Raw genomic sequence first — 20,059 nt, 5'->3', positions numbered from 1 at the left:
TTTGAAAAGAATTACAATGAATGTGGATTTGAGATTTTCAACCCTTTGATTGCCCTAAAATCTCGCTCATTATCAGTCAGTACTATTAATTTATGAATTAAAGCAGTTGCTGCAATAATAGCATCAGGGGTCTTTAATTTGTATTTACGTCTCAATTGAATGGTTCTCAACACAATATCTTCTGAGAGTGGGAAAACTATTGAATCTTCCACAAAAATCTCTATTTGCTTATAGAGGTTCGTTTCTTCAGTGACCCAACTCAATAATTCTATTTTGGTAATGATTGAAATGTTGCTTTCCAAATCAAAAACCGAGTCCATAAATTCAAATCCTTTTTCGGATAAAAGTCCATCTAAATATTTACTCGCAATAGAACTGTCAATCAAATATCTATTTACCATTCTTCACGTATTTCTTTAATATGTGCTTCCAACCGTTGTGCTTCTTTTCCGGAAATACTTTTTTTCAAACTGTGGATACGGTTCTTTTTAATAGGTATCAATTGCTCGGTATCAGCCGGTAAAATAATAATTTGTACTCGCTTTGCATCAAAATCCAAAGGAAGTTGATAGCTAACTATTCTATCTTTCACCACTACAAAATCACTTATAGCATTCATAATATTAGTGTTTTTACCAAATATACCGGACATGTCCCTTTTTTAATCACCTCTTCGCCAGAATCTTCTGCATATACTTACCCAAAATATCAAATTCTAAATTGATGACATCACCCGCCTGGAGCTGATGAAAGTTGGTATGTTCATAAGTGTATGGGATAATCGTTACGCGGAACCCATCATCCTGCGAATTGAAGACCGTTAAACTCACTCCATTGACACAAACAGAACCTTTTTCAACGGTAATGTTGCCTATAGACGAATCATATTGAAAATCAAACAACCAACTCCCGCCCACTTCTTCGACATAAGTACAAACGCCCGTTTGGTCTACATGGCCTTGAACGATGTGCCCGTCAAAACGTCCGTTGGCAGGCATACAGCGTTCAACGTTCACTTTTGTTCCTACTTTCCAATAGCCTAGATTGGTTTTTTTGAGGGTTTCGTCTACCGCCGTTACTGTATATGTATCTTGCTCCAAACTTGTTACAGTCAAACAAACGCCATTATGGCTCACACTTTGGTCTATTTTGAGCTCAGTAGCCAAATGGGAACGAAGCCTGAACGTAAGATTGGTCCCTTCAAATATGATCTCTACCACTTCGGCAGTGGTTTCTACAATTCCTGTAAACATCTTTTATGGATTTTGAATGTTGGATGTCAGCCAAAATGCTAACGTCCAACATCTGCTATCTTTCTTATTTCAATATACCTAATAAATAACGACCATAACCACTTTTCAGAAGCGGCCGGGCAATTTCACGGAGGCGTTCGGCGTCGATAAAGCCCATTCGATACGCTACCTCTTCAATACAACCAATTTTGAGGCCCTGACGTTCTTCTATTACTTCCACAAACTGCCCCGCCTGCATCAGGGAAGCGAAAGTTCCCGTATCCAACCAAGCCGTTCCGCGATTCAATACCCCCACTTTCAGTTTACCCATTTCAAGATAAACGCGGTTTATGTCTGTGATTTCTAACTCACCGCGCGGGCTGGGTTTGATATTTTTAGCAATCTCAACAACGTCATTATCGTAGAAATAAAGTCCCGGTACGGCATAGTTTGACTTAGGGTTTTCGGGTTTTTCCTCAATGGAAACAACATTAAAGTCCTGATCGAACTCAACTACTCCGTAGCGTTCCGGATCGTGTACCTGATAGGCATATACTACTCCGCCATCAGGGTCATTATTGGCCTGAAGGAGTTTGCTGAGGCCGCTTCCGTAAAATATATTGTCACCTAAAACCAGCGCTACTTTTTCATTTCCTATAAAGTCGGCTCCGATGATAAATGCCTGCGCCAATCCATCGGGACTGGGCTGCTCGGCATAACTGAATTCACATCCTATACGACTTCCATCACCAAGCAATTTTTGAAAATGCGGCAAATCATGCGGCGTTGAAATAATAAGAATTTCACGAATTCCTGCCAACATTAAAATAGACAATGGATAATAGATCATCGGCTTGTCGTAAACAGGCATGAGCTGTTTGCTTACGGCCAACGTAAGTGGATGCAAACGAGTACCGGAACCGCCGGCAAGAATAATTCCTTTCATGATGAATTGATTCAGATTATGTTGAGTGAGCGAAATACTGTTTCACGTACACATTTGATGCCATAAAAATAGAGAATCTCCGTTGGAAAGCCATATCACAGCACAAAAGCCCGTCAAATTGACGGGCTTTTGTTAAAAATCAGTCGCAGAATATCGCTTACGGCTGGCTGTTTTCATTGGCCAACGCAATCATCGTTGAAAGTTCTTCTACCAATATATCGGTGTTACCGCCGAATCCTACACTTTTGAAACGGATATTACCCGATTTGTCGACCACAAATTTTGTAGGAATGCCCGATACTTTAAAGGATGTCACGACCTCGTCTTTATCATCCAACAAGACATTGAACGTGTATTTTTTCTTCTCAATAAAGTCAGCGGCATTTTTACGTTTGTCTTCTTCGGTTTGCCACGTATCTACGAATACAAAAGCCACATTGGGATCATTTTTATACTTGTCAACGGCTTTTTGCATACCGGGGAAGGAAGAGATACAAGGCCCGCACCACGTTGCCCAAAAATCAATGACGACCGTTTTACCTTTTAGATCTGCCAACGAAACGGGCTTGCCTTCCAAATTGACCAAGCTAAATGCAGGTGCCGGTTTCAGGATCATTTTTTCGCGAATCTCTGCTTTGGCATTTTCAGAGGCAATGCGCTTCAAATCGGCCAAATAGGTATCAAATCCGTCAGCACTACCTTTCTTTTGGGTATAGGTTTGTTTAAGGGCTTCAATAATAGCGTCGGTGGATTTTCCCTTTTTGATACTCTTCTCAGCAATTTCTTTGATGGCCGGTGGATTTACTTTCTCCAACGCTTCTACATAGCGTTCGTTGATCTCGGCATTTTTATAGTTACCATACGTTACGGCGGCATCTTCCAAATAGCGCGCCGCTTCCGCATTTTTTCCTGCTTTCAGTAAGATATAGCCATAGGTATCGGCAAACATTGAATACTGACTTTCACGGCTTTTGCGAAGTTGAGCGTCTGTTTTTGCGGTAGGATCACTTGCCATACGCGGTTGAGTGATCTGTGCTTTAGCCCATTCCGTTGCCTGCTTTGACAAATCGGTTGCCTGTTCCAATTTTTCACCTTTTTTCGCCCAATCCCACGCAAGACTATTATAGGTCTGCATCGTTTCGGCTTTTACTTCCGGACGCGCTTCGGCAATTACTTTTTTGAAATCATCCCAACGATTGGAGTCAGCCAACATTCTTACATACGTACTGTAAATGTATTTCATGTATTGCCAGTCCATCGGTTTTGGCTCTGCCGGCATGGTTTTCCACAATTGTTCGTACTCTTTTTTCTTTTCGGCAATCGGAGCTTTCTTCCGTAGGAAACTACTGTAAGACGCCATGCGATCTTCTTTTTTGCCGAATTTTTCTTCTTTACGTTTAACAACCGCCTCGGCTTTTTCCTTTTGCTGCGTACGCTGATAAGCCTGTTGCAAGGTTCCCATTTCCTCTTCGGTCAAATCGCTATTTTTGGACAATGCTTCGGCTTCCGCTAGCAGTTGTTTTTTATCTTCTTCTTTACGTGAACTGAACGTAAACATGTATTCCTGAAAGAATTTACGTTTGTTGGCAGGATAAAGCGTAAATTCTTTTTCCATCAATGCCTTAGCCGTTTCTACTTCACGATCTTCCAAGCCCATGTCGTAGTAATAATTGGCATACGCATAGCCCAAACCGGCATAACTTCCCGAAAGTGGCTTTCCGTCAGAGCCGTAGAGAAGAAACGCATAGGTTAGACCATTGTTGAAATCTTTCTTTTCTTCGTATTGAGGCACTATGCAAAAAGCAACCGCATCAGTAGGAGCTGTAATTTTTGTTTCAAAGGTTTCACCTTTCTTAGCCAAAGAATAGGATTGAGCAATAGGTTCACCTTTGGTACGTAACCAGTAAATGGTAGCATCAACAGAAGGAGATTCCGCTAATTTCGTGTTTTTGGGATTATACGTTACCTCAATGGCTTGCCCTACAAAGGGCTTTTCCGTCGTTAATTTCATTGTATTGCCCGTGTATTGTGCGCGTACAACGCCACACCAACAGAGCAAAAGAGTGAGATAAAAGGGAGCTTTTTTCATGATACGATGAAGAGATTGTGGATGACTCAAACGATTCGTTTTATCAAAATTGGGGAAAAGAATCTTAATTACCAACCTATTACGAGCATAAAAAAGCCCGACACCAAAGTGTCAGGCTTTTACTGTGGAAACCTTTACAAACTAAATTAATTCTTTTTTAGTCATTTACTGAGATAGAACCCGAACTGGCACGCATCGTTACCAATGTACCACCGCCGTTAAGTCTGCCATTCACGCGGTCTTTTTCCAGAGTACCGTCAAAGTTTTTCAATGTTCCAACGTTTACACGATTAGCGCGCAAATCCAAGTCAAGACCTTTATTCATTGGCATTTGTACGTGAATACCACCCGCCGAAGTTGACAGATCAAGGAATTTACCCAACGCTACGATCTCGGCGTCAATTCCTCCCGCGCTTGTAGATGCTTTCAACGAAGCTGCTACGCCGGTCAGGCGAATGGAACCACCTGAAGTTGAGGCCAGCAATTCTCCTTTGATGTCACCGCCTTTGATGCTGCCGCCGCTGGTCGTTGCCCGCACATTGCCGTTCAAACCATCCAAATGAATGCTTCCGCCCGACGTAACCAATTTAATATCTCCCTTGCAGCTTTCGGCTTTGATACTGCCCCCGCTGGTAGCAAGATCAAGTTGATCCTGACAGTTGATCAGTTGAATGCTGCCGCCGGAAGTACGTCCTTTGATCATTCCGCTCAGATCGTCCAAATGTAAACTGCCGCCGCTGGTTGAGAAGTTTTGGGTTCCGGAGAGTTTAGCCAATTTGATGCTTCCGCCGCTGGTGGCCAGGTCCGTCGTTGTTTTTTCAGGAACCGTAATTTTGAACGAAATGCTCAATGATTGTTTCCAATCCCATTTATCGTTCTCATTTTTACGTTTGGATTTGCAAACGAGGGTTTCGCCTTCCATTGCTACGGTCAATTCGTATTCTTTAAGACGATCTTCAATTTCTTCTTTACTCAATTCTGAGCGGCCGTTCCAATTATTGGCCCGGATGTATACTTCTACTTTAGCATCTCCGCCCTGACCGGCTACATTTATGCTGCCACCGGAAGTGCGAACATTAAGGTTTTTAACAGAAGATGCGTTGAATGTTTTGGTCATATACGGTTTTTCATCGCTGTTTTGTGCAAAGACAACCGAGACAACAAAAAGAAAAGAAAGAAGTAGGCTGTATGATTTCATGATCTGTAAATGTTTAGGGCGGAGGATGGTTTTCCGCGTTGTTTTTACAAGAGATGAAAATCGAAAAAGAAACGTTGCACGGCAAAAAAAATATTTCTTAAAAAAATGAATGAGTCAAATAATAAATGCCGATTCCTGCCAAATAGCCCACAAATGCGTAGCCTGAAATACGTTTAAGGTACCAAATAAAATCTATTTTCAGAATACTCATTGACGCTACTCCCGCCGCCGAACCAATGATGAGGATACTTCCACCCGTACCGGCACAATAGGCCAATAAATTCCAAAAATCATGATTGGCAGGGAACTCCGTCATAGAGTACATACCCATCGCAGCAGCCACCAACGGAACATTATCAACAATAGCCGACAGCAATCCGATAAGCGTATTTATGGAATAGCTATTTCCACCCAAATGTTGATTCAATCCTTCGGCAACCTGACGTAGATGTCCGGACGTATTCAAAGCTCCTACTGCCAACAAAATTCCCAAAAAGAATAAGATACTGGGCGTATCTATGCGGTGCAGCATCGCCGCGACCGAAAAACCCTTCTTTGTTTCAACTGTCTTTTTTCGGTGCATGAACTCCGTAAAAAACCACAACAGTCCTACCGAAAACAGCATCCCCATGTAAGGCGGATAATGCGTAACCGCCTTAAAAACAGGAACGAACAACAGACCCAACGCTCCCAACGCAAACATTGTATTCTGCTCTAAGGCAGTTGTTTGATAGTGCACTTTTTTGTCAGACGTTATTGGATGCAAGGTTTCATTTTTCCCGCGAAAAAAGTACGTAGCCAACAGCAACGGCGCCAACAAACTCATTACCGACGGCAGAAACAAGGTTTGCATAATGGCCAAAGGGGTAACTTGTCCACCAATCCAAAGCATGATGGTGGTTACATCACCAATGGGCGACCACGCACCTCCTGCGTTAGCGCCTATGATCACAAAGCCACCCATTAGCCACGCATTTTCATTTTTCTTAACGATTCTTCTGATCAATGCGCACATGATGATCGCCGTCGTCATATTGTCCAAGAGTGCCGACAGAAAGAAAGCCACCCAGGAAATAACCCACAGAAGCTTGACACGATGCGTTGTAGATATACGACTTGTAACGGGGTGAAATCCATCATGAGCATCAACCAACTCCACAATGGTCATGGCTCCGAGTAGAAAGAATAAAATACCTGAAATTTCGCCGAGTTGATCAAAAAGGTCTTTATTAAGCGTTTGATGTACATCAAGTTGCCGGAAATTGGCTTCAAATGCCGGCATTTGTTCAAATCCCCACAACAGGACCAGCCAACAAAATACGCCTGTCAAAAGGGCCGAGGCAGCCTTGTCAATTTTAAGAGGATGTTCAAAGGCAATCAGAGTGTATCCTAAAACGAAACCGGCTAACAGGAGTGCAGACATATTATTTTTCAATTAACTGACCTCAAACTTCGGCAATTCATCGCAAAATACGTCTTTTCGGCATCAATTCTTTCGGCTAAAAGGCGTTTTTCAGTATATTTAGCCTGTAAATCAATTTTTTAGCCCATGCGAAAAATATCCTTCATCATCAACTTGCTTTTTGTTACCGCCTTTTGTTTCGTAAAAAGTGCGCACGTAGCAAAAGCCCAAGCACCCGCTCCTCAAAATTACCACGCCAACGACCGATTCGAACAGTTAGGAACCGGTCTGCCTACTCCCAACACCACTCGGGCTGCTTCGGGAGCGCCGGGTAAGGATTATTGGCAACAACGCGCCGATTACGACATTAAGGTAGAGTTGGATGAGCCCAATAACAAAATCATCGGGACAGAAACCATTACGTATTTCAATCAATCGCCTGATGCTTTGCCGTACGTTTGGATTCAGTTAGACCAGAATCTTTTTGCCAAAAACTCCCACGGTCCGATCACTCGTTCGGGTGAACTCGGCAATCAGACCAGCATGGCAAGTTTAGCCACTATTACCGACATGAATTATTCCAATGCAGATTATGGTTACAACGTCACATCGGTTCGGGATGCAAAAACGGGAAAACCGTTGAAATATACTATCAATCAAACCATGATGCGAATTGATTTGCCCCAAGCCCTGCAAACCAAACAGTCGTATTCATTTTCGATGGATTGGAATTATCGGATCGTTGAGGTTTCAAAAGGTGGTCGCCGTACCGGTTTTGAGGCATTTAAAGATGGAAACAATGTTTATGAAATTGCACAGTTTTATCCTCGTTTGTGTGTTTACGACGATGTGACAGGTTGGCAACACAAACAATACTATGGTCAAGGAGAATTTGCGCTGACGTTTGGCAACTTTAAATTAGCCATTACCGTCCCCGACGACCACGTTTTGGGTGCTACGGGCGAGCTTCTAAATGCAAATCAAGTGTTGACTGCCGGTCAACTAAAGAATTTAGAAAAGGCTAAAACATCCGATAAAGTAGTGGTAATTGCTTCGCAGGAAGAACGTGAGAAAGCAGAAAAAGGAAAACCTTCGGGCAAGAAAACGTGGATTTTCAAAGCAGATAATGTGCGCGACGTGGCCTTTGCCACTTCCCGTAAATACATTTGGGACGGAAAAATGCAGGAAGTAGCGGGCAAAAAAGTGCTTTGCATGTCATTTTATCCTAAAGAAGGAAATCCATTGTGGGGCAAATATTCGACCGAAGTTATTGCGCATACCATCAAAACCTACTCTAAATTTTCGGTAGATTATCCCTATCCCGTCGCTATTTCCTGTCACGGACCCGTGGGTGGAATGGAATATCCAATGATTGCCTTCAATGGCGGTCGCCCGGAAGCAGACGGCACATACTCGGAAGCCACCAAATACGGTATGATCGGGGTAATTATTCACGAAGTGGGTCATAATTTTTTCCCGATGATTGTCAACAACGATGAGCGTCAGTGGATGTGGATGGACGAAGGCTTAAATACTTTTATGCAATATCTCACTGAAAAAGAATGGGATAGAGACTACCCAACGCGTCGTGGCGAACCTCAGGCCATTGTCGATTACATGAAGCAGGACCCTAAAAATTTGGTACCTATCATGACCATGTCTGACAACCTCATCAATGCAGGTGCCAGTGCATATGCTAAACCTGCCACAGCGCTAAATATTTTGCGCGAAACCGTCATGGGTCGTGAGCTGTTTGATTACGCTTTCAAAGAATACAGTCGTCGTTGGGCATTTAAATCTCCCACTCCCGCTGATTTTTTCCGTACGATGGAAGATGCATCAGGCGTAGATCTTGATTGGTTCTGGAAAGGATGGTTTTATGGAACAGAACCTGTGAATCAGGACTTGGTGGAAGTGGAATGGTTTGCTATGGATACCCAAAATCCCGAAATCAATAAAGCTGCCGCCAAAAAAGAAGCCGATGCCAAACGCAACACCGTAGCCCGTCAGCGCGACAAAGATTACATCAAAGAATCGGTGGTTGACAAAAATCCGGACATGAAGGATTTTTATAATACCTATGATCCTTACAAAGTAACCGAAGCCGACAAAAAGAAATACGATACCTATTTGGCAAGTTTGACTCCTGACGAGCGTAAACTGGTCGAATCAGGCATGAATTTCTACACATTAAAAGTAAAAAACAAAGGCGGTTTGCCCATGCCCGTAATCGTGAAAATGCAATACGAAGACGGTACTGATTCTTTGGTGCGTTTCCCCGCGGAGATCTGGCGCTTGAACGATCAACAAATCTCCAAAGTCATTACTTCAAAGAAAAAAGTGGTGCAATGGACATTAGACCCATATCGTGAAATTGCCGACATTGACGAAGAAGACAATAGTTTTCCACGTCAGCCAAGCGAGCCTACAAAGTTTCAGTTGTTTAAGAGCCAGGGAGGAGGTCGCCGAGGCGGCGGAGGTACCAATCCAATGCAGGAAGCACAGCAAAGTCAGCAACCCAAAGCAGGTCAACAGGGCGGGGCCAAAAATTAATACATGCAGGGGCGGATTGATTTCCGCCCTTTTTTTATGCTACAAGATAGACTTTAAGCAATGACCGGTCTGTTTTACTGATTTGTCATATCAATGCTTGGTGGCATATAACATAAAGGGAAGTACTACCGCCAATGGTTTAAAATACATGCCCAATAACGGGTATGTAATTACGTCTAAAAATAAGGAATGAGCAATTTTAGGTAAATATTAAGAGAACTAAACTATATCAATTAAAAGAATATGCGTTTTTGTATATTTGTCATGTGTACAAAAATCCATTGTAATAATGTCGGAGAATAAGGTTCAAATTTTAATTATTGAAGATGAAGCCATCTTAGCGATGTATGTCAGTGACCTTTTGGAAACTCAGGGATATGAAGTGGCAGGCGTGGCTGATAACGGTCCCGAGGCATTATCACTCTATCGACAAAATCGTATTGACTTGATTTTATGTGATATTAACTTAAAAGGAGACTGGGACGGCATTGAAACCATTCGATATATTTTGGATTTCAAACCGGTTCCGGTTATCTATCTTACTTCGCAAACCGATAAAGAAACGATTGAACGAGCTAAAGAAACGTTCCCCGCTGCTTACCTTGCGAAACCCGTCCGACCGGATAATTTGCAGATTTCGGTTGACCTCGCCATTCATAATTATGTCATGAATCGTTTACCGTCGGCGGCCGGAAAGGAAACCAAATCCGGTACAGCGGAGAAGGAAGCATCAAGCCGTGAATCTATTCTCCGCAGCGGGGATCAGGTGTTTATCAAACATAATTATCAGTTTGTCGGAATTTCGCTCAATGACATTCTGTTGCTGGAGGCCGACAATACCTATACGACCATCCAAACCAAAGGTCATAAATACACGCTTCGACTTTCTATGAGCAGTTTACTCGAACGCCTTGATTATTCGTCATTGGTACGGGTACATCGTTCGTATGCGGTTAATGTAAACCAATTGAAAGGGTTCAACGAACGTGAAATTTTTATTGATACTATGACCATTCCTTTCGGACAACAATACAAAGAAGATTTTATGCGTCACTTTCAAGCCCGTTGACATCGCAAGTTCCCGGCACAAAATACAAGCCTAATTTTATGAAATCCTCTTTATTGTTGGCTCTTTGTTTCTGTTTGTTTACCCACAAACTTATGGGCCAGTCTGACACACTGCTTCCTTTTCCTGTATTTCAACATCAAATTGAAACCTTATCGGATTCTGCTCGCTTTGAACGGCTTTACGACTACAGTGTCAATGCTTTAAATCAAAGTAAGTATTCCGAAGCAGCCCCGGCTACCAATGAAATGCTGCAAATCGCCCAACATGCCAATAACCGCATTCAGACAGGCAGAACGTATATGGCAATGGGAAATATGGAACGCAATCAGAATAACCCGACAAAGGCCATATCACATTATTTAAAAGCACAATCCATTTTCAGTTCGGTCGGTGAATATCGGAGGCAGCTCAGAGCGCTGCAACGAATAGAAGGCGTGTACATCAGTCTCCGTGAGTTAGAAAAAGCACAATACTACTGCGAACAGGCACTGACCATTGCCCGGCAACAAAAGCTTGAATTGGAAATTGCCAATATTTATAATGACCTGGCTGCTATTGAAGATATTCGTAAGAAATATAACCAAGCACTTCACTATAACGAGTTAGCCCTTCGCATCTACCAATCGCTCAAGGAAGAAGATTCTTACACTGTCTCGTTATTTAATCGGGCAATCATTCTGAAAAATTCGGGACAATACCGTCAATCGGCAGACATTTATCAGCAATGTTTAAAAGCGGCAAAAGAAACACAGGATGTAGAATTAGAAGGTATGATTTATGTCAACCTGCCGAATACGCTTTTGCTGTTAAATCAGCTCAATGAAGCCGAGGAGTATATCCGAATGGCCTTAACATGGGCTGATTCTCAGTCAAAAACGCCACCCTATTATCAAAATATCTACGAGACCCTGACGGCCATTTACGAAAAACGCGGGCAATTTCAGCAGGCATTTCAGTATCAAAAGCTGAGTATGGTGTATCGGGACAGTGTTATGAATGCTGAAAAAAGCCGCCAATTGATCGAAACAGAAACTCGCTTTCAAACCCGTGAGAAACAGCTGCATATTGAACGCCTTGACGAAGATAATCTCCGCCAAAAACAGCAATTGGCCTGGCTGACGGGTGGTGCTATACTGCTGACCTTTCTGCTCGGCATCATGCTTTTACAATACCGTACTATCCGACAGGTTAACGGCAAACTGGCTGAAACCAACCAAACTCTTTCCGATGCTAATGAACGGATCAATAAACAATCCGGTCAATTGAAACAACTCATGCGCGAACTGCACCACCGGGTCAAAAACAACCTGGCCATTGTGTCGAGCCTGTTGTACTTACAATCCAACCGACTGGAAGACGAAAACGCCGTACGGGCTGTACGGGAAGGGCAGCAGCGGGTGGAAGCCATGTCGTTGATTCATCAGCAATTGTACCAAACGGATAACGTCACTCGGGTGAATATGCAGACCTATATCGACGAGTTGGTACGGGGATTGATGCAATCGTTTAACCACCAAGACAATTTCGACCTCCGGTTAACTATTGCTCCAATTGATTTGGATGTAGAACTGGCCGTTCCGTTGGGCTTGATTTTGAACGAATTGACCACCAATGCCTTCAAACATGCCTATAAAGGGATTGATGCGCCAAGCCTGAGCATCAGCCTATGGAAGGAAGATCAGCTATACCTCGAAATCAAAGACAATGGCCCGGGCATGGATGTGAGTCAGTGGCAAAAGCCAAGTCGTTCGTTTGGGAAGCGACTGATTACCTCCCTGACCAAACAGGCCGGTGGACGACTGGAAATAAGTGGCGAGAATGGTACTCGTTTTCTGTTGATTCTGCCGGTTCCTGAAAAGAAAGCAATACTTACTCCCGAAACAGAACCGGCAATAGCCTGATCTACTGAGCATTGCGCATTAGCTGAGAGCTCGCTTGCATCTACAAAAAGGTTGCCTCCAATTCAGAGACCGCCCATTTGTAGATACTTATCTTATCATTTGAGTTTGACGACCCAATAGTTCATTATCCCTTTTGGCCGCTCACTTTTGTCACTGATTCCTCCGGGCTGGGATTGAGAAGAGCCGGCGGCAATGATTCCGCCATCGGCGGTTATCAGCATATCGCCTAACTTATCTGTAGCCGTTCCGCCCAGGGTTTTATCCTGCCCCAGATAACGTCCATCCGCTTCCAGTTTTGCAATCCAGTAATCTAAAACTCCTTTAGGTATGTCAATTTTTTCACCACCCGGTGCAGAAGGCGTTTCGCCACCCAGCCAGATACCCCCATCGGCTGTTACGGCCAGTGACTTAAAGGTATCGTCGCCCGGGCTCCCAACCGTCTTATCCCACTGCTTATTGCCATTGGCATCAATCTTGACAACCCAGTAATCGTTTTGACCGGCAGCACCGCGCAGACCTTCTGTCTTGTCAGCCCCGGCGGGCGAGGACGAGCTACCGCCCAGGACAAACCCGCCATCGGGCGTTGCGGCCGCCTTGGCTAATTGATCGTCCTGCGTTCCTCCGAACGTCTTATCCCACTGCCTGTTGCCATTGGCGTCAATCTTGACGACCCAGTAGTCATAGCCTCCTTTACCGGCAGCCGTTTTGTTGCCTGCCAAACCCTCAGATGATGAGTAGCCTGCCAGCAGATAGCCTCCATCTGCTGCTTTTACGACCGATGCCAAATAATCATTTCCTCCGTTGCCCAGGGTTATATCCCATTGCTTCTTGCCGTTGCCATCCACCTTTACAATCCAGTAGTCGTAGCTCCCGTTACAACTGTTCATTGATTTGTCGCTGCTGATTGGCTGGGGTTGTAAGGAAGCTATTCCACCCAGCGGGTTTCCGATTACCGGCGTAACTTTATTTGCCAACGAGGCCGAGATACCCCCTACCAGAAAGCCCCCGTCGTTTGTGGCCACCATTGAGGTCAGGTGGTCTTCATTGGTTCCCCCGAGTACTTTATCCCATATCACGTTTCCATAGCGGTTCACTTTGACAATCCAGTAATCATACCCCCCTTTGGAACCCTGGCTTTTAGACATATCCTCAGCCGGCGAATTAGACGATCCGCCCAGCACCATAGTCATGTCTGACAGCGGCACGATGGACGCTAACCGGTCTTCTCCTGAACCGCCTATAGCTCGGTTATAATGTTTAAAAGTACCATCGGCGGTTACTTTAACCACCCAGTAATCATTCCCTCCATAGGCCTCAAACCTATCGTTAGTGCTGGCAGAAGTCGGCGAATTAGAGGAACCACCAAAAATATACCCTCTCGAAGTCGTAGGGTCGTTTAGGGCGACAGTCAATATATCAATGCCATATCCACCCAGTGTTAAATCCCATGCTTTAGGAGGGGCCGGTATTCGCGCACTTGAATGCTTAACGGCGGTCGTTGGGGAGTCAACAGCGTCAATTTCAGTCGGCTTGCAATTCCACATCAAGACAGTTGCAGCCACAATACCATACGTAATTTGCTTTTTCATTGTATTATTATCGTTTAAAAAAGAGAAAATTCGGTCGCTTTAACGAGTTTGGAACTCGGAGGGGTGATCATGAATTATACACCTCCCTGCGAATCCGATACAAGATTACTGCGGATGGAAAGTCAAAACCGGGAATTGTAGGTGAATGCTGACTCTGCGTAGGTAAACCTTCCTTTTTTTGTAGGTAAAAACTGAAAGACATTTTTATTACCCGCTTTTTACCCATGATTAATCAGCTGTATTTCAACTGCCTATACATTTAAAAGTACAATACAGTATTCTCCTACAAAATTGACAGGTTTCACAGCTTCGCAGCAGGCATTCACACCCTATTTCCGGCACATCCCTGTTTGGCAAACTACTTTTGAATCATCAATCAGCCGAGGACAATGTACTTCAAGGAGAAGCACGGGTAGCCAAAGCACTCACAAATCATGTTAGCACAATTTGAAAAATTCGCCATCTCAAAAAATCAGCAAAAAGCCGTACAAGGTGGAGCCAGTGTTACGGGCGTAGCATTAAACGTTGCTAAAACAGGAGCCAACCTTCTGAATTCAACCCTGGAATTGCAACCAAACAGTTCGCCGGCAGCATTACCGGAAGTTCAGAATACGATGAATGCTTTTAACCTTGCCACTCAAACTCAGGCAGCAATTTTAAAACAAACGGGTAACGTGCTGAGTAGCATCGTTAACAATATCAGATAATACAGACAAAATCGCTTGCCGAAGTGCTTGGGTGAATTCATCCGGGCACTTTATTTTTTTAGCCGTTGCCCATCTATTTCTAACGCTTTACAAACACGATGAGCAAGTACCGGCACTTGCTGATTTCCCTACAAAATTGGCAGGTTTCACAGCTTCACAGCAGGCATTCACACCCTATTTCCGGCACGCTCTTGTTTGACAAACTACCTTTGAATCATCAATCAGCCGAGGACAATGTACTTCAAGGAGAAGCACGGGTAGCCAAAGCACTCACAAATCATGTTAGCACAATTTGAAAAATTCGCCATCTCAAAAAATCAGCAAAAAGCCGTACAAGGTGGCGCTTCTGATTCAGATTTCTATGATCTACTAAACCAAGTAAAACAGGCTGAAGCCGAAAAACAGGCTGAAGCCAGAAGAAATTCATCCCAATACCGGTTGAACGCTGCACTCATAAGTGGTTCGATGCAAATAGCGGCAACAATGGCCAGTATGGCCGGCGCAATGCCCAAACGCTAAACGATTTCAATTTTCGGCCGCAGTTTAACTCATTAAGCTCCGGCCTTTTTATAATTTACTTCAAGGACTATGTTAACAAAATTTAAAAAATTCGAGCTTTCAGCCAAGCAACAACAGTCAATTGTTGGAGGCAGGGGATCCGAAACAGTACTATCCATTCGGAAATCAGACTTGTCGTCTTACCTTCCTGACAGGCCCCTTTTACCCAAGGAAAAGCCCATTTGTGGCACTCCGTTTCCAATGGCAGATATCACTCTCGACGGAAATCCTTCAACAATTACTCGTCTTCCTAACCTTAGGGAGAAATTCAACTAATCTGCCAAACCGGCTCTAATCCTTGCCCACTATGAGCTTTCCTGTCTATCGTCAACTTGATCAAATGGATTGCGGGCCAACCTGTCTGCGCATGATTGCCAAACATTATGGTCGCTCGTTATCACTGCAAACGCTCCGAGAAAAGTCTCAAATCAATCGAGACGGCGTGTCGATGTTGGGTATTGCCGAAGCCGCCGAAAATATTGGTTTTCGCACCATGGCTACGCAACTGCCGTTTGAGGTACTGGCGCAGGAAGTACCCCTTCCCTGCATCGTACATTGGCAGCAAAACCATTTTGTAATTGTTTACGAAATCACCGGGGCAGGGAAATCAAATCAACCCACATGGCTTTGGGGAGAGCGACGCAAAACTGTTAGGATAGCCGACCCCGCCAAGGGATTGGTTGATTATTCAGTCGAGGAGTTTTGCCAAAACTGGGCCACTAATTCACCCAATGGCACCTCAAATGGTATTGTGCTACTGCTCGAACCTACCCCTACTTTTTACCGGCAGGAAGACGAAAAAAAGGGGGCATTGGGTTTACGACAATTGGGAAGTTATTTGATTCAATACCGTCGGCTCATTGCGCAAGTGCTGCTCGGGCTTTTAGTAAGCAGCGGCATTCAGCTGATTTATCCTATGCTGACTCAATCGTTGGTAGATATAGGGGTCAATACCGGAAATTTACCTTTTGTATATACGCTATTGGCAGCCATGGCTTTTTTACTTGTCAGTCGGCAAATTATTGAAGCCATTCGGGGCCGAATCATGCTACATATCAGTACCCGATTGAACCTATCCATTCTTTCGGATTTTCTGAACAAACTAATGCGGTTGCCCAACTCGTTTTTTGAAACAAAACGGCTTGGTGATATTCTTCAACGCATTGGCGATCACCAACGCATCGAAAGCCTGCTAACGGGTCAAGCCCTGACGATTCTTTTTTCGTTCATTGATTTGTTGCTGCTCAGTTGTGTATTGGCCTACTACCATCTTACCATCTTTACCATTTTTATGGTTGGAAATAGCTTCTACGTGGGTTGGGTTTTTCTGTTTATGCGCCAACGTCGGAAAATAGATTTTAAATCGTTTGAATTAGCTTCTAAAGACCATAACAAAATTGTCCAAATGGTTTCGGGCGTTCAGGATATTAAACTGGCAGGTGCCGAACGCTTTTTTCGTTGGGATTGGGAACGATTACAAGCTCGGATATTTCACCTGCAAGTTCGTACGTTATCGCTGGGGCAGTTTCAGCAAACCGGTACTTTTACGATTCTCCAGGGAATCAGTTTGGTTATCTTATTTATGAGTGCAAAAGCAGTTATCGACGGAGAACTTACCTTCGGAACAATGCTGGCCATTCAGTCTATTACGGGTCAGTTGAGCGGCCCCATTGGGCAGTTGGTAGGTTTTGCCCATAGCTGGCAAGATGCCAAGATTAGCCTGGAACGACTCAATGAAATTCATACCCTTGAGGATGAAGACCCCGTTGAACGGCCCAAAATGAACTACCTTCCCGAACAGCGCACCCTGAAATTACAACATCTTTCATTCTCCTACCCCGGCATGGCCGACCGTAAAGTGTTAAACGGTATTAACTTAACCATCCCTGCCAACAAAACCACCGCCATTGTAGGCATGAGCGGCAGCGGAAAAACCACCCTTTTAAAGCTCCTCTTAAAATTTCACGAACCCACCGAAGGCACAATCCAAGTAGGCGAATCGCGGCTTCGCGATATGAGTCATGAGATGTGGCGCAGCAACTGCGGAGTAGTGATGCAGGAAGGCTTTATTTTTTCGGATACCATCGCTGCCAATATCGCTTTGGGGGAAGAACATTTCGACCAAAGTCGTTTACGAAATGCCATGCGAGCAGCCAACATCATTGACTTCGTCGATGCACTGCCTTTGGGATACAATACCAAAATCGGAGCAGAAGGAAACGGCCTCAGTCAAGGCCAAAAGCAACGCTTGCTGATTGCCCGAGCTATTTACAAAAACCCACAATTTTTGTTTTTCGACGAAGCTACCAATGCCTTAGATGCCAACAACGAAGCGTCTGTCATGCATGCACTAAATGATTTTTTTAAAGGCCGAACCGTCGTGGTGGTGGCTCACCGACTGAGTACCGTCAAAAATGCGGATCAAATTGTGGTGCTCGATGCGGGCCGAATCCTGGAAGTAGGCTCTCACAGTCAATTGATTGCCCAACACGGGGCTTATTGGGAGTTAGTTAAAAATCAATTGGAATTAGATTCTTAACCTTAAACCTATGTCAAACCATTCATCTTATTCGTCGGTTCGTTCTGAAGAAGTAGAAGAACTTATCACCTGTATCCCACATTCGCTGGTTCGGTGGGGTACCACGATCATCTTTTTGTTGGTCAGCGCTTTCTTTACAGGTACGTGGGTCATTCGTTATCCAGACGTTGTTTCAGCCCCCTTTCGCCTAACGTCGGTCAATGCCCCCAAAAGTATAGTTGCCCGCAGTGAAGGTCGGTTGGTTCGTTTGTTTGTAAAAAATGGGCAAACGGTAGAGGCAAATCAAGTCATGGGCTACCTGGAAAGTACGGCCCACCACGATGAAGTTTTGCGATTGTCTAACGAACTGAATCGAGCGTGGAAAGTGGTAAATGCAGGCAGACTGGAAACATTGGCCCGGCATCGGCTGACTGACTATCGTCATTTGGGTGAATTACAGCCCCAATTTCAGGTATTTGAGGAGTCACTGACGGGATTACAAGCCTACTTGGCAGGACATTTTTACAGCCAAAAAAAGGAACTTCTTTTAAAAGAAATGGAAGACTTAAAGGCCATGACCGACAACCTACGGCAGCAGCAGCAGCTTCAGCAAAAAGACAGCCGGCTGGCACAGGAAGAATATGCCGTTCAAAAAAAACTAGCCGAAGAACGTCTCATCGCTCCTTTGGAATTAAAACGGGAAGAAAGCAAGTTGCTGGCCCGAACCCTCCCCTATCGTCAAACGGAGACGGTAATCCTACAAAACGAAACCGCTCAACGGAACAAACAAGGTGATTTGCTGACACTGGACCAACAGGTGCGCGAATACCGAGCCAATTTTTTACAGCGATTAAATACGCTTCGCAGTGCCGTAGAAGAGTGGAAAAGCCGCTACATACTGACGACATCCATCGCCGGGCGGGTCTCTTTCCCGACTTTATTGGAAGAAAACCAGTTTATCACTGCCCGAACTGAATTGTTTTCAATTGTACCAACAGGCTCAGATTATATTGGCCTGCTGACCGTTCCGCAGCAGAATTTGGGAAAAGTAAAAGCGGGGCAATCGGTATTGATTAAATTTGCAGGATATCCTTTTGAGCAATTTGGGTACGTCAAGGGAATCATCACCGAAATTTCCGAAGTTCCACTTCAAGACGGTGTTTTTCCGGCCAAAGTAACGCTACCCAATGGTCTGACAACTACCTATCATCAAAAACTACGTTATCGTACGGGGATGGTGGCAAACGCCGAAATTGTCACGGAAGACCTCCGGCTATTACAACGGTTTATATACCAATTAAGAAAAGTCGGCGAAGTCCGGTAGCAGAAACTTGCCAATGTACGCCGTCGTACCTAAAAAAATTAGCGGAAATTTTTTCGAAGTTGACAGAAAATAACCGTACTTCCCATACTATTGACCTGTCCCGCCTACATCCACCAAGTAAGGCACTCATAAAAAAAAAGAGACAGGTTTTGCCGGAATCACTTATCAACATCGCAGGTGTATTGATGTAACCTTTAGTTTATTTCGGTACACTTTATTATTTTCGTCCTTATACTTATTATAATAGCAGCAACCAACATTCGTATTTCATCATTTGAAAATGCCCTCCAAGATCGCTTACCGTTTTTATCCGTCGCTGCTCAATACCTATTCACGGTTTTTGCAGGGCAAACTCAGTGAGCAGGATTTGCTGGACCGCATTAATCGAGTAAAGATTCCTTCTACAGAAGCCCAGCTGCGGGGTGTATCTTTCGAAGATGCCGTCTTGAAAGGAATCGGGGAAGACCAATTTGATTTACAAATCCTTCAAACTGTTCGGCAGCGACTTCCCAAGCCGATTATTAAAACACAGGTGTATTGTCAATACCAAATCGACGACGTATTGATCTATGGCTATGCGGATGTCTTGGGAAAAGATGAAGTGGTTGACCTAAAAACGACTGCTCATTACGAACCGGGGCGTTATAAACACGATCACCAGAATTTTTACCTTCCTGCTTTTTACAAAAAAGGCATTCGTCAACTGCGCTATCTGATAACGGATTTTAAGGAAGTGTATGAAGAAGTTTACGATAGAAAAACGCATTTTGAAGCACAGCTAAAAGAACTCTATCAGTTCAAACTATTTCTTCAAGAACACCAAAGTTTGATTACGGACGCCAAGATTTTCTCCGGAAAACGACCGAGCGGCATTCAGCAAACTATTTTGTGGGCCGGCGAATAATTTACTTATTCAGCCTTAACTTGTATCTTTCGCCCCAAAAGGCCGCATTCCTTTTTACTGATCTTCCTT

At 44.1% G+C, this 20,059-nt stretch carries 16 protein-coding genes; 8 read left to right on the top strand and 8 right to left on the bottom strand.

Features of this window, described 5'->3' with window-relative positions:
- Window positions 1-11: 11 nt before the first annotated feature.
- The 7 genes from ACQY73_RS20380 to nhaD form a co-directional block, all read right to left on the bottom strand.
- Window positions 12-401 (bottom strand): type II toxin-antitoxin system VapC family toxin, encoded by a 390-nt coding sequence (locus tag ACQY73_RS20380; RefSeq protein WP_428654321.1) that lies wholly within the window; start codon window positions 399-401, stop codon window positions 12-14.
- Window positions 395-619: a hypothetical protein gene (locus ACQY73_RS20375; protein WP_428654319.1), complete on the bottom strand. Its 225-nt coding sequence runs from the start codon at window positions 617-619 to the stop codon at window positions 395-397. The genes ACQY73_RS20380 and ACQY73_RS20375 overlap by 7 nt, the downstream gene beginning before the upstream one ends.
- Before the next feature lie 46 nt (window positions 620-665).
- Window positions 666-1,253 carry a riboflavin synthase gene (locus ACQY73_RS20370; RefSeq protein WP_428654317.1) on the bottom strand — a complete coding sequence of 196 codons (588 nt, stop codon included), beginning with the start codon at window positions 1,251-1,253 and terminating at the stop codon, window positions 666-668.
- 64 nt (window positions 1,254-1,317) lie between these two features.
- The gene (gene rfbA, locus ACQY73_RS20365; protein WP_428654315.1) at window positions 1,318-2,178 is read right to left on the bottom strand and encodes a glucose-1-phosphate thymidylyltransferase RfbA; all 861 of its coding nucleotides are present in this window, start codon (window positions 2,176-2,178) and stop codon (window positions 1,318-1,320) included.
- A gap of 157 nt (window positions 2,179-2,335) precedes the next feature.
- Window positions 2,336-4,267, bottom strand: coding sequence for a redoxin domain-containing protein (locus ACQY73_RS20360; protein ID WP_428654313.1), 1,932 nt, complete (start codon window positions 4,265-4,267; stop codon window positions 2,336-2,338).
- A 157-nt stretch (window positions 4,268-4,424) separates the two neighbouring features.
- The gene (locus ACQY73_RS20355; protein WP_428654311.1) at window positions 4,425-5,465 is read right to left on the bottom strand and encodes a DUF4097 family beta strand repeat-containing protein; all 1,041 of its coding nucleotides are present in this window, start codon (window positions 5,463-5,465) and stop codon (window positions 4,425-4,427) included.
- 97 nt (window positions 5,466-5,562) lie between these two features.
- Window positions 5,563-6,888 (bottom strand): sodium:proton antiporter NhaD, encoded by a 1,326-nt coding sequence (gene nhaD / locus ACQY73_RS20350; protein ID WP_428654309.1) that lies wholly within the window; start codon window positions 6,886-6,888, stop codon window positions 5,563-5,565.
- 126 nt (window positions 6,889-7,014) lie between these two features.
- Between nhaD and ACQY73_RS20345 the strand changes: the two genes are divergently transcribed.
- The 3 genes from ACQY73_RS20345 (at window position 7,015) to ACQY73_RS20335 (ending at window position 12,390) form a co-directional block, all read left to right on the top strand.
- The gene (locus tag ACQY73_RS20345; protein ID WP_428654308.1) at window positions 7,015-9,420 is read left to right on the top strand and encodes a M1 family metallopeptidase; all 2,406 of its coding nucleotides are present in this window, start codon (window positions 7,015-7,017) and stop codon (window positions 9,418-9,420) included.
- A 289-nt stretch (window positions 9,421-9,709) separates the two neighbouring features.
- Complete coding sequence (locus ACQY73_RS20340) at window positions 9,710-10,489, top strand: response regulator (RefSeq protein WP_428654306.1); 780 nt, start codon at window positions 9,710-9,712, stop codon at window positions 10,487-10,489.
- Window positions 10,490-10,581: 92 nt separating this feature from the next.
- Complete coding sequence (locus ACQY73_RS20335) at window positions 10,582-12,390, top strand: histidine kinase dimerization/phosphoacceptor domain -containing protein (RefSeq protein ID WP_428654304.1); 1,809 nt, start codon at window positions 10,582-10,584, stop codon at window positions 12,388-12,390.
- Window positions 12,391-12,485: 95 nt separating this feature from the next.
- Here the strand turns inward: ACQY73_RS20335 and ACQY73_RS20330 are convergent, their stop codons facing one another.
- Entirely contained in the window at window positions 12,486-13,979 is a 1,494-nt protein-coding gene (locus ACQY73_RS20330; protein ID WP_428654302.1) for a hypothetical protein, read from the bottom strand.
- 434 nt (window positions 13,980-14,413) lie between these two features.
- Here ACQY73_RS20330 and ACQY73_RS20325 point away from each other — a divergent pair, with 434 nt between their 5' ends.
- The 5 genes from ACQY73_RS20325 (at window position 14,414) to ACQY73_RS20305 (ending at window position 19,990) form a co-directional block, all read left to right on the top strand.
- Window positions 14,414-14,686, top strand: coding sequence for a hypothetical protein (locus ACQY73_RS20325; RefSeq protein WP_428654300.1), 273 nt, complete (start codon window positions 14,414-14,416; stop codon window positions 14,684-14,686).
- A gap of 279 nt (window positions 14,687-14,965) precedes the next feature.
- Window positions 14,966-15,205: a hypothetical protein gene (locus tag ACQY73_RS20320; protein ID WP_428654298.1), complete on the top strand. Its 240-nt coding sequence runs from the start codon at window positions 14,966-14,968 to the stop codon at window positions 15,203-15,205.
- 346 nt (window positions 15,206-15,551) lie between these two features.
- Window positions 15,552-17,783 (top strand): peptidase domain-containing ABC transporter, encoded by a 2,232-nt coding sequence (locus ACQY73_RS20315; RefSeq protein WP_428654295.1) that lies wholly within the window; start codon window positions 15,552-15,554, stop codon window positions 17,781-17,783.
- A gap of 10 nt (window positions 17,784-17,793) precedes the next feature.
- The gene (locus ACQY73_RS20310; protein WP_428654293.1) at window positions 17,794-19,086 is read left to right on the top strand and encodes an HlyD family secretion protein; all 1,293 of its coding nucleotides are present in this window, start codon (window positions 17,794-17,796) and stop codon (window positions 19,084-19,086) included.
- Between the two features lie 280 nt (window positions 19,087-19,366).
- The gene (locus ACQY73_RS20305; protein ID WP_428654291.1) at window positions 19,367-19,990 is read left to right on the top strand and encodes a hypothetical protein; all 624 of its coding nucleotides are present in this window, start codon (window positions 19,367-19,369) and stop codon (window positions 19,988-19,990) included.
- Window positions 19,991-20,059 lie beyond the last annotated feature (69 nt).

Source organism: Runella sp., from assembly GCF_965279615.1.
In the GTDB taxonomy this organism is placed as follows: Bacteria; Bacteroidota; Bacteroidia; order Cytophagales; family Spirosomataceae; genus Runella.
This window is presented reverse-complemented; position numbering and strand designations above follow the sequence as displayed.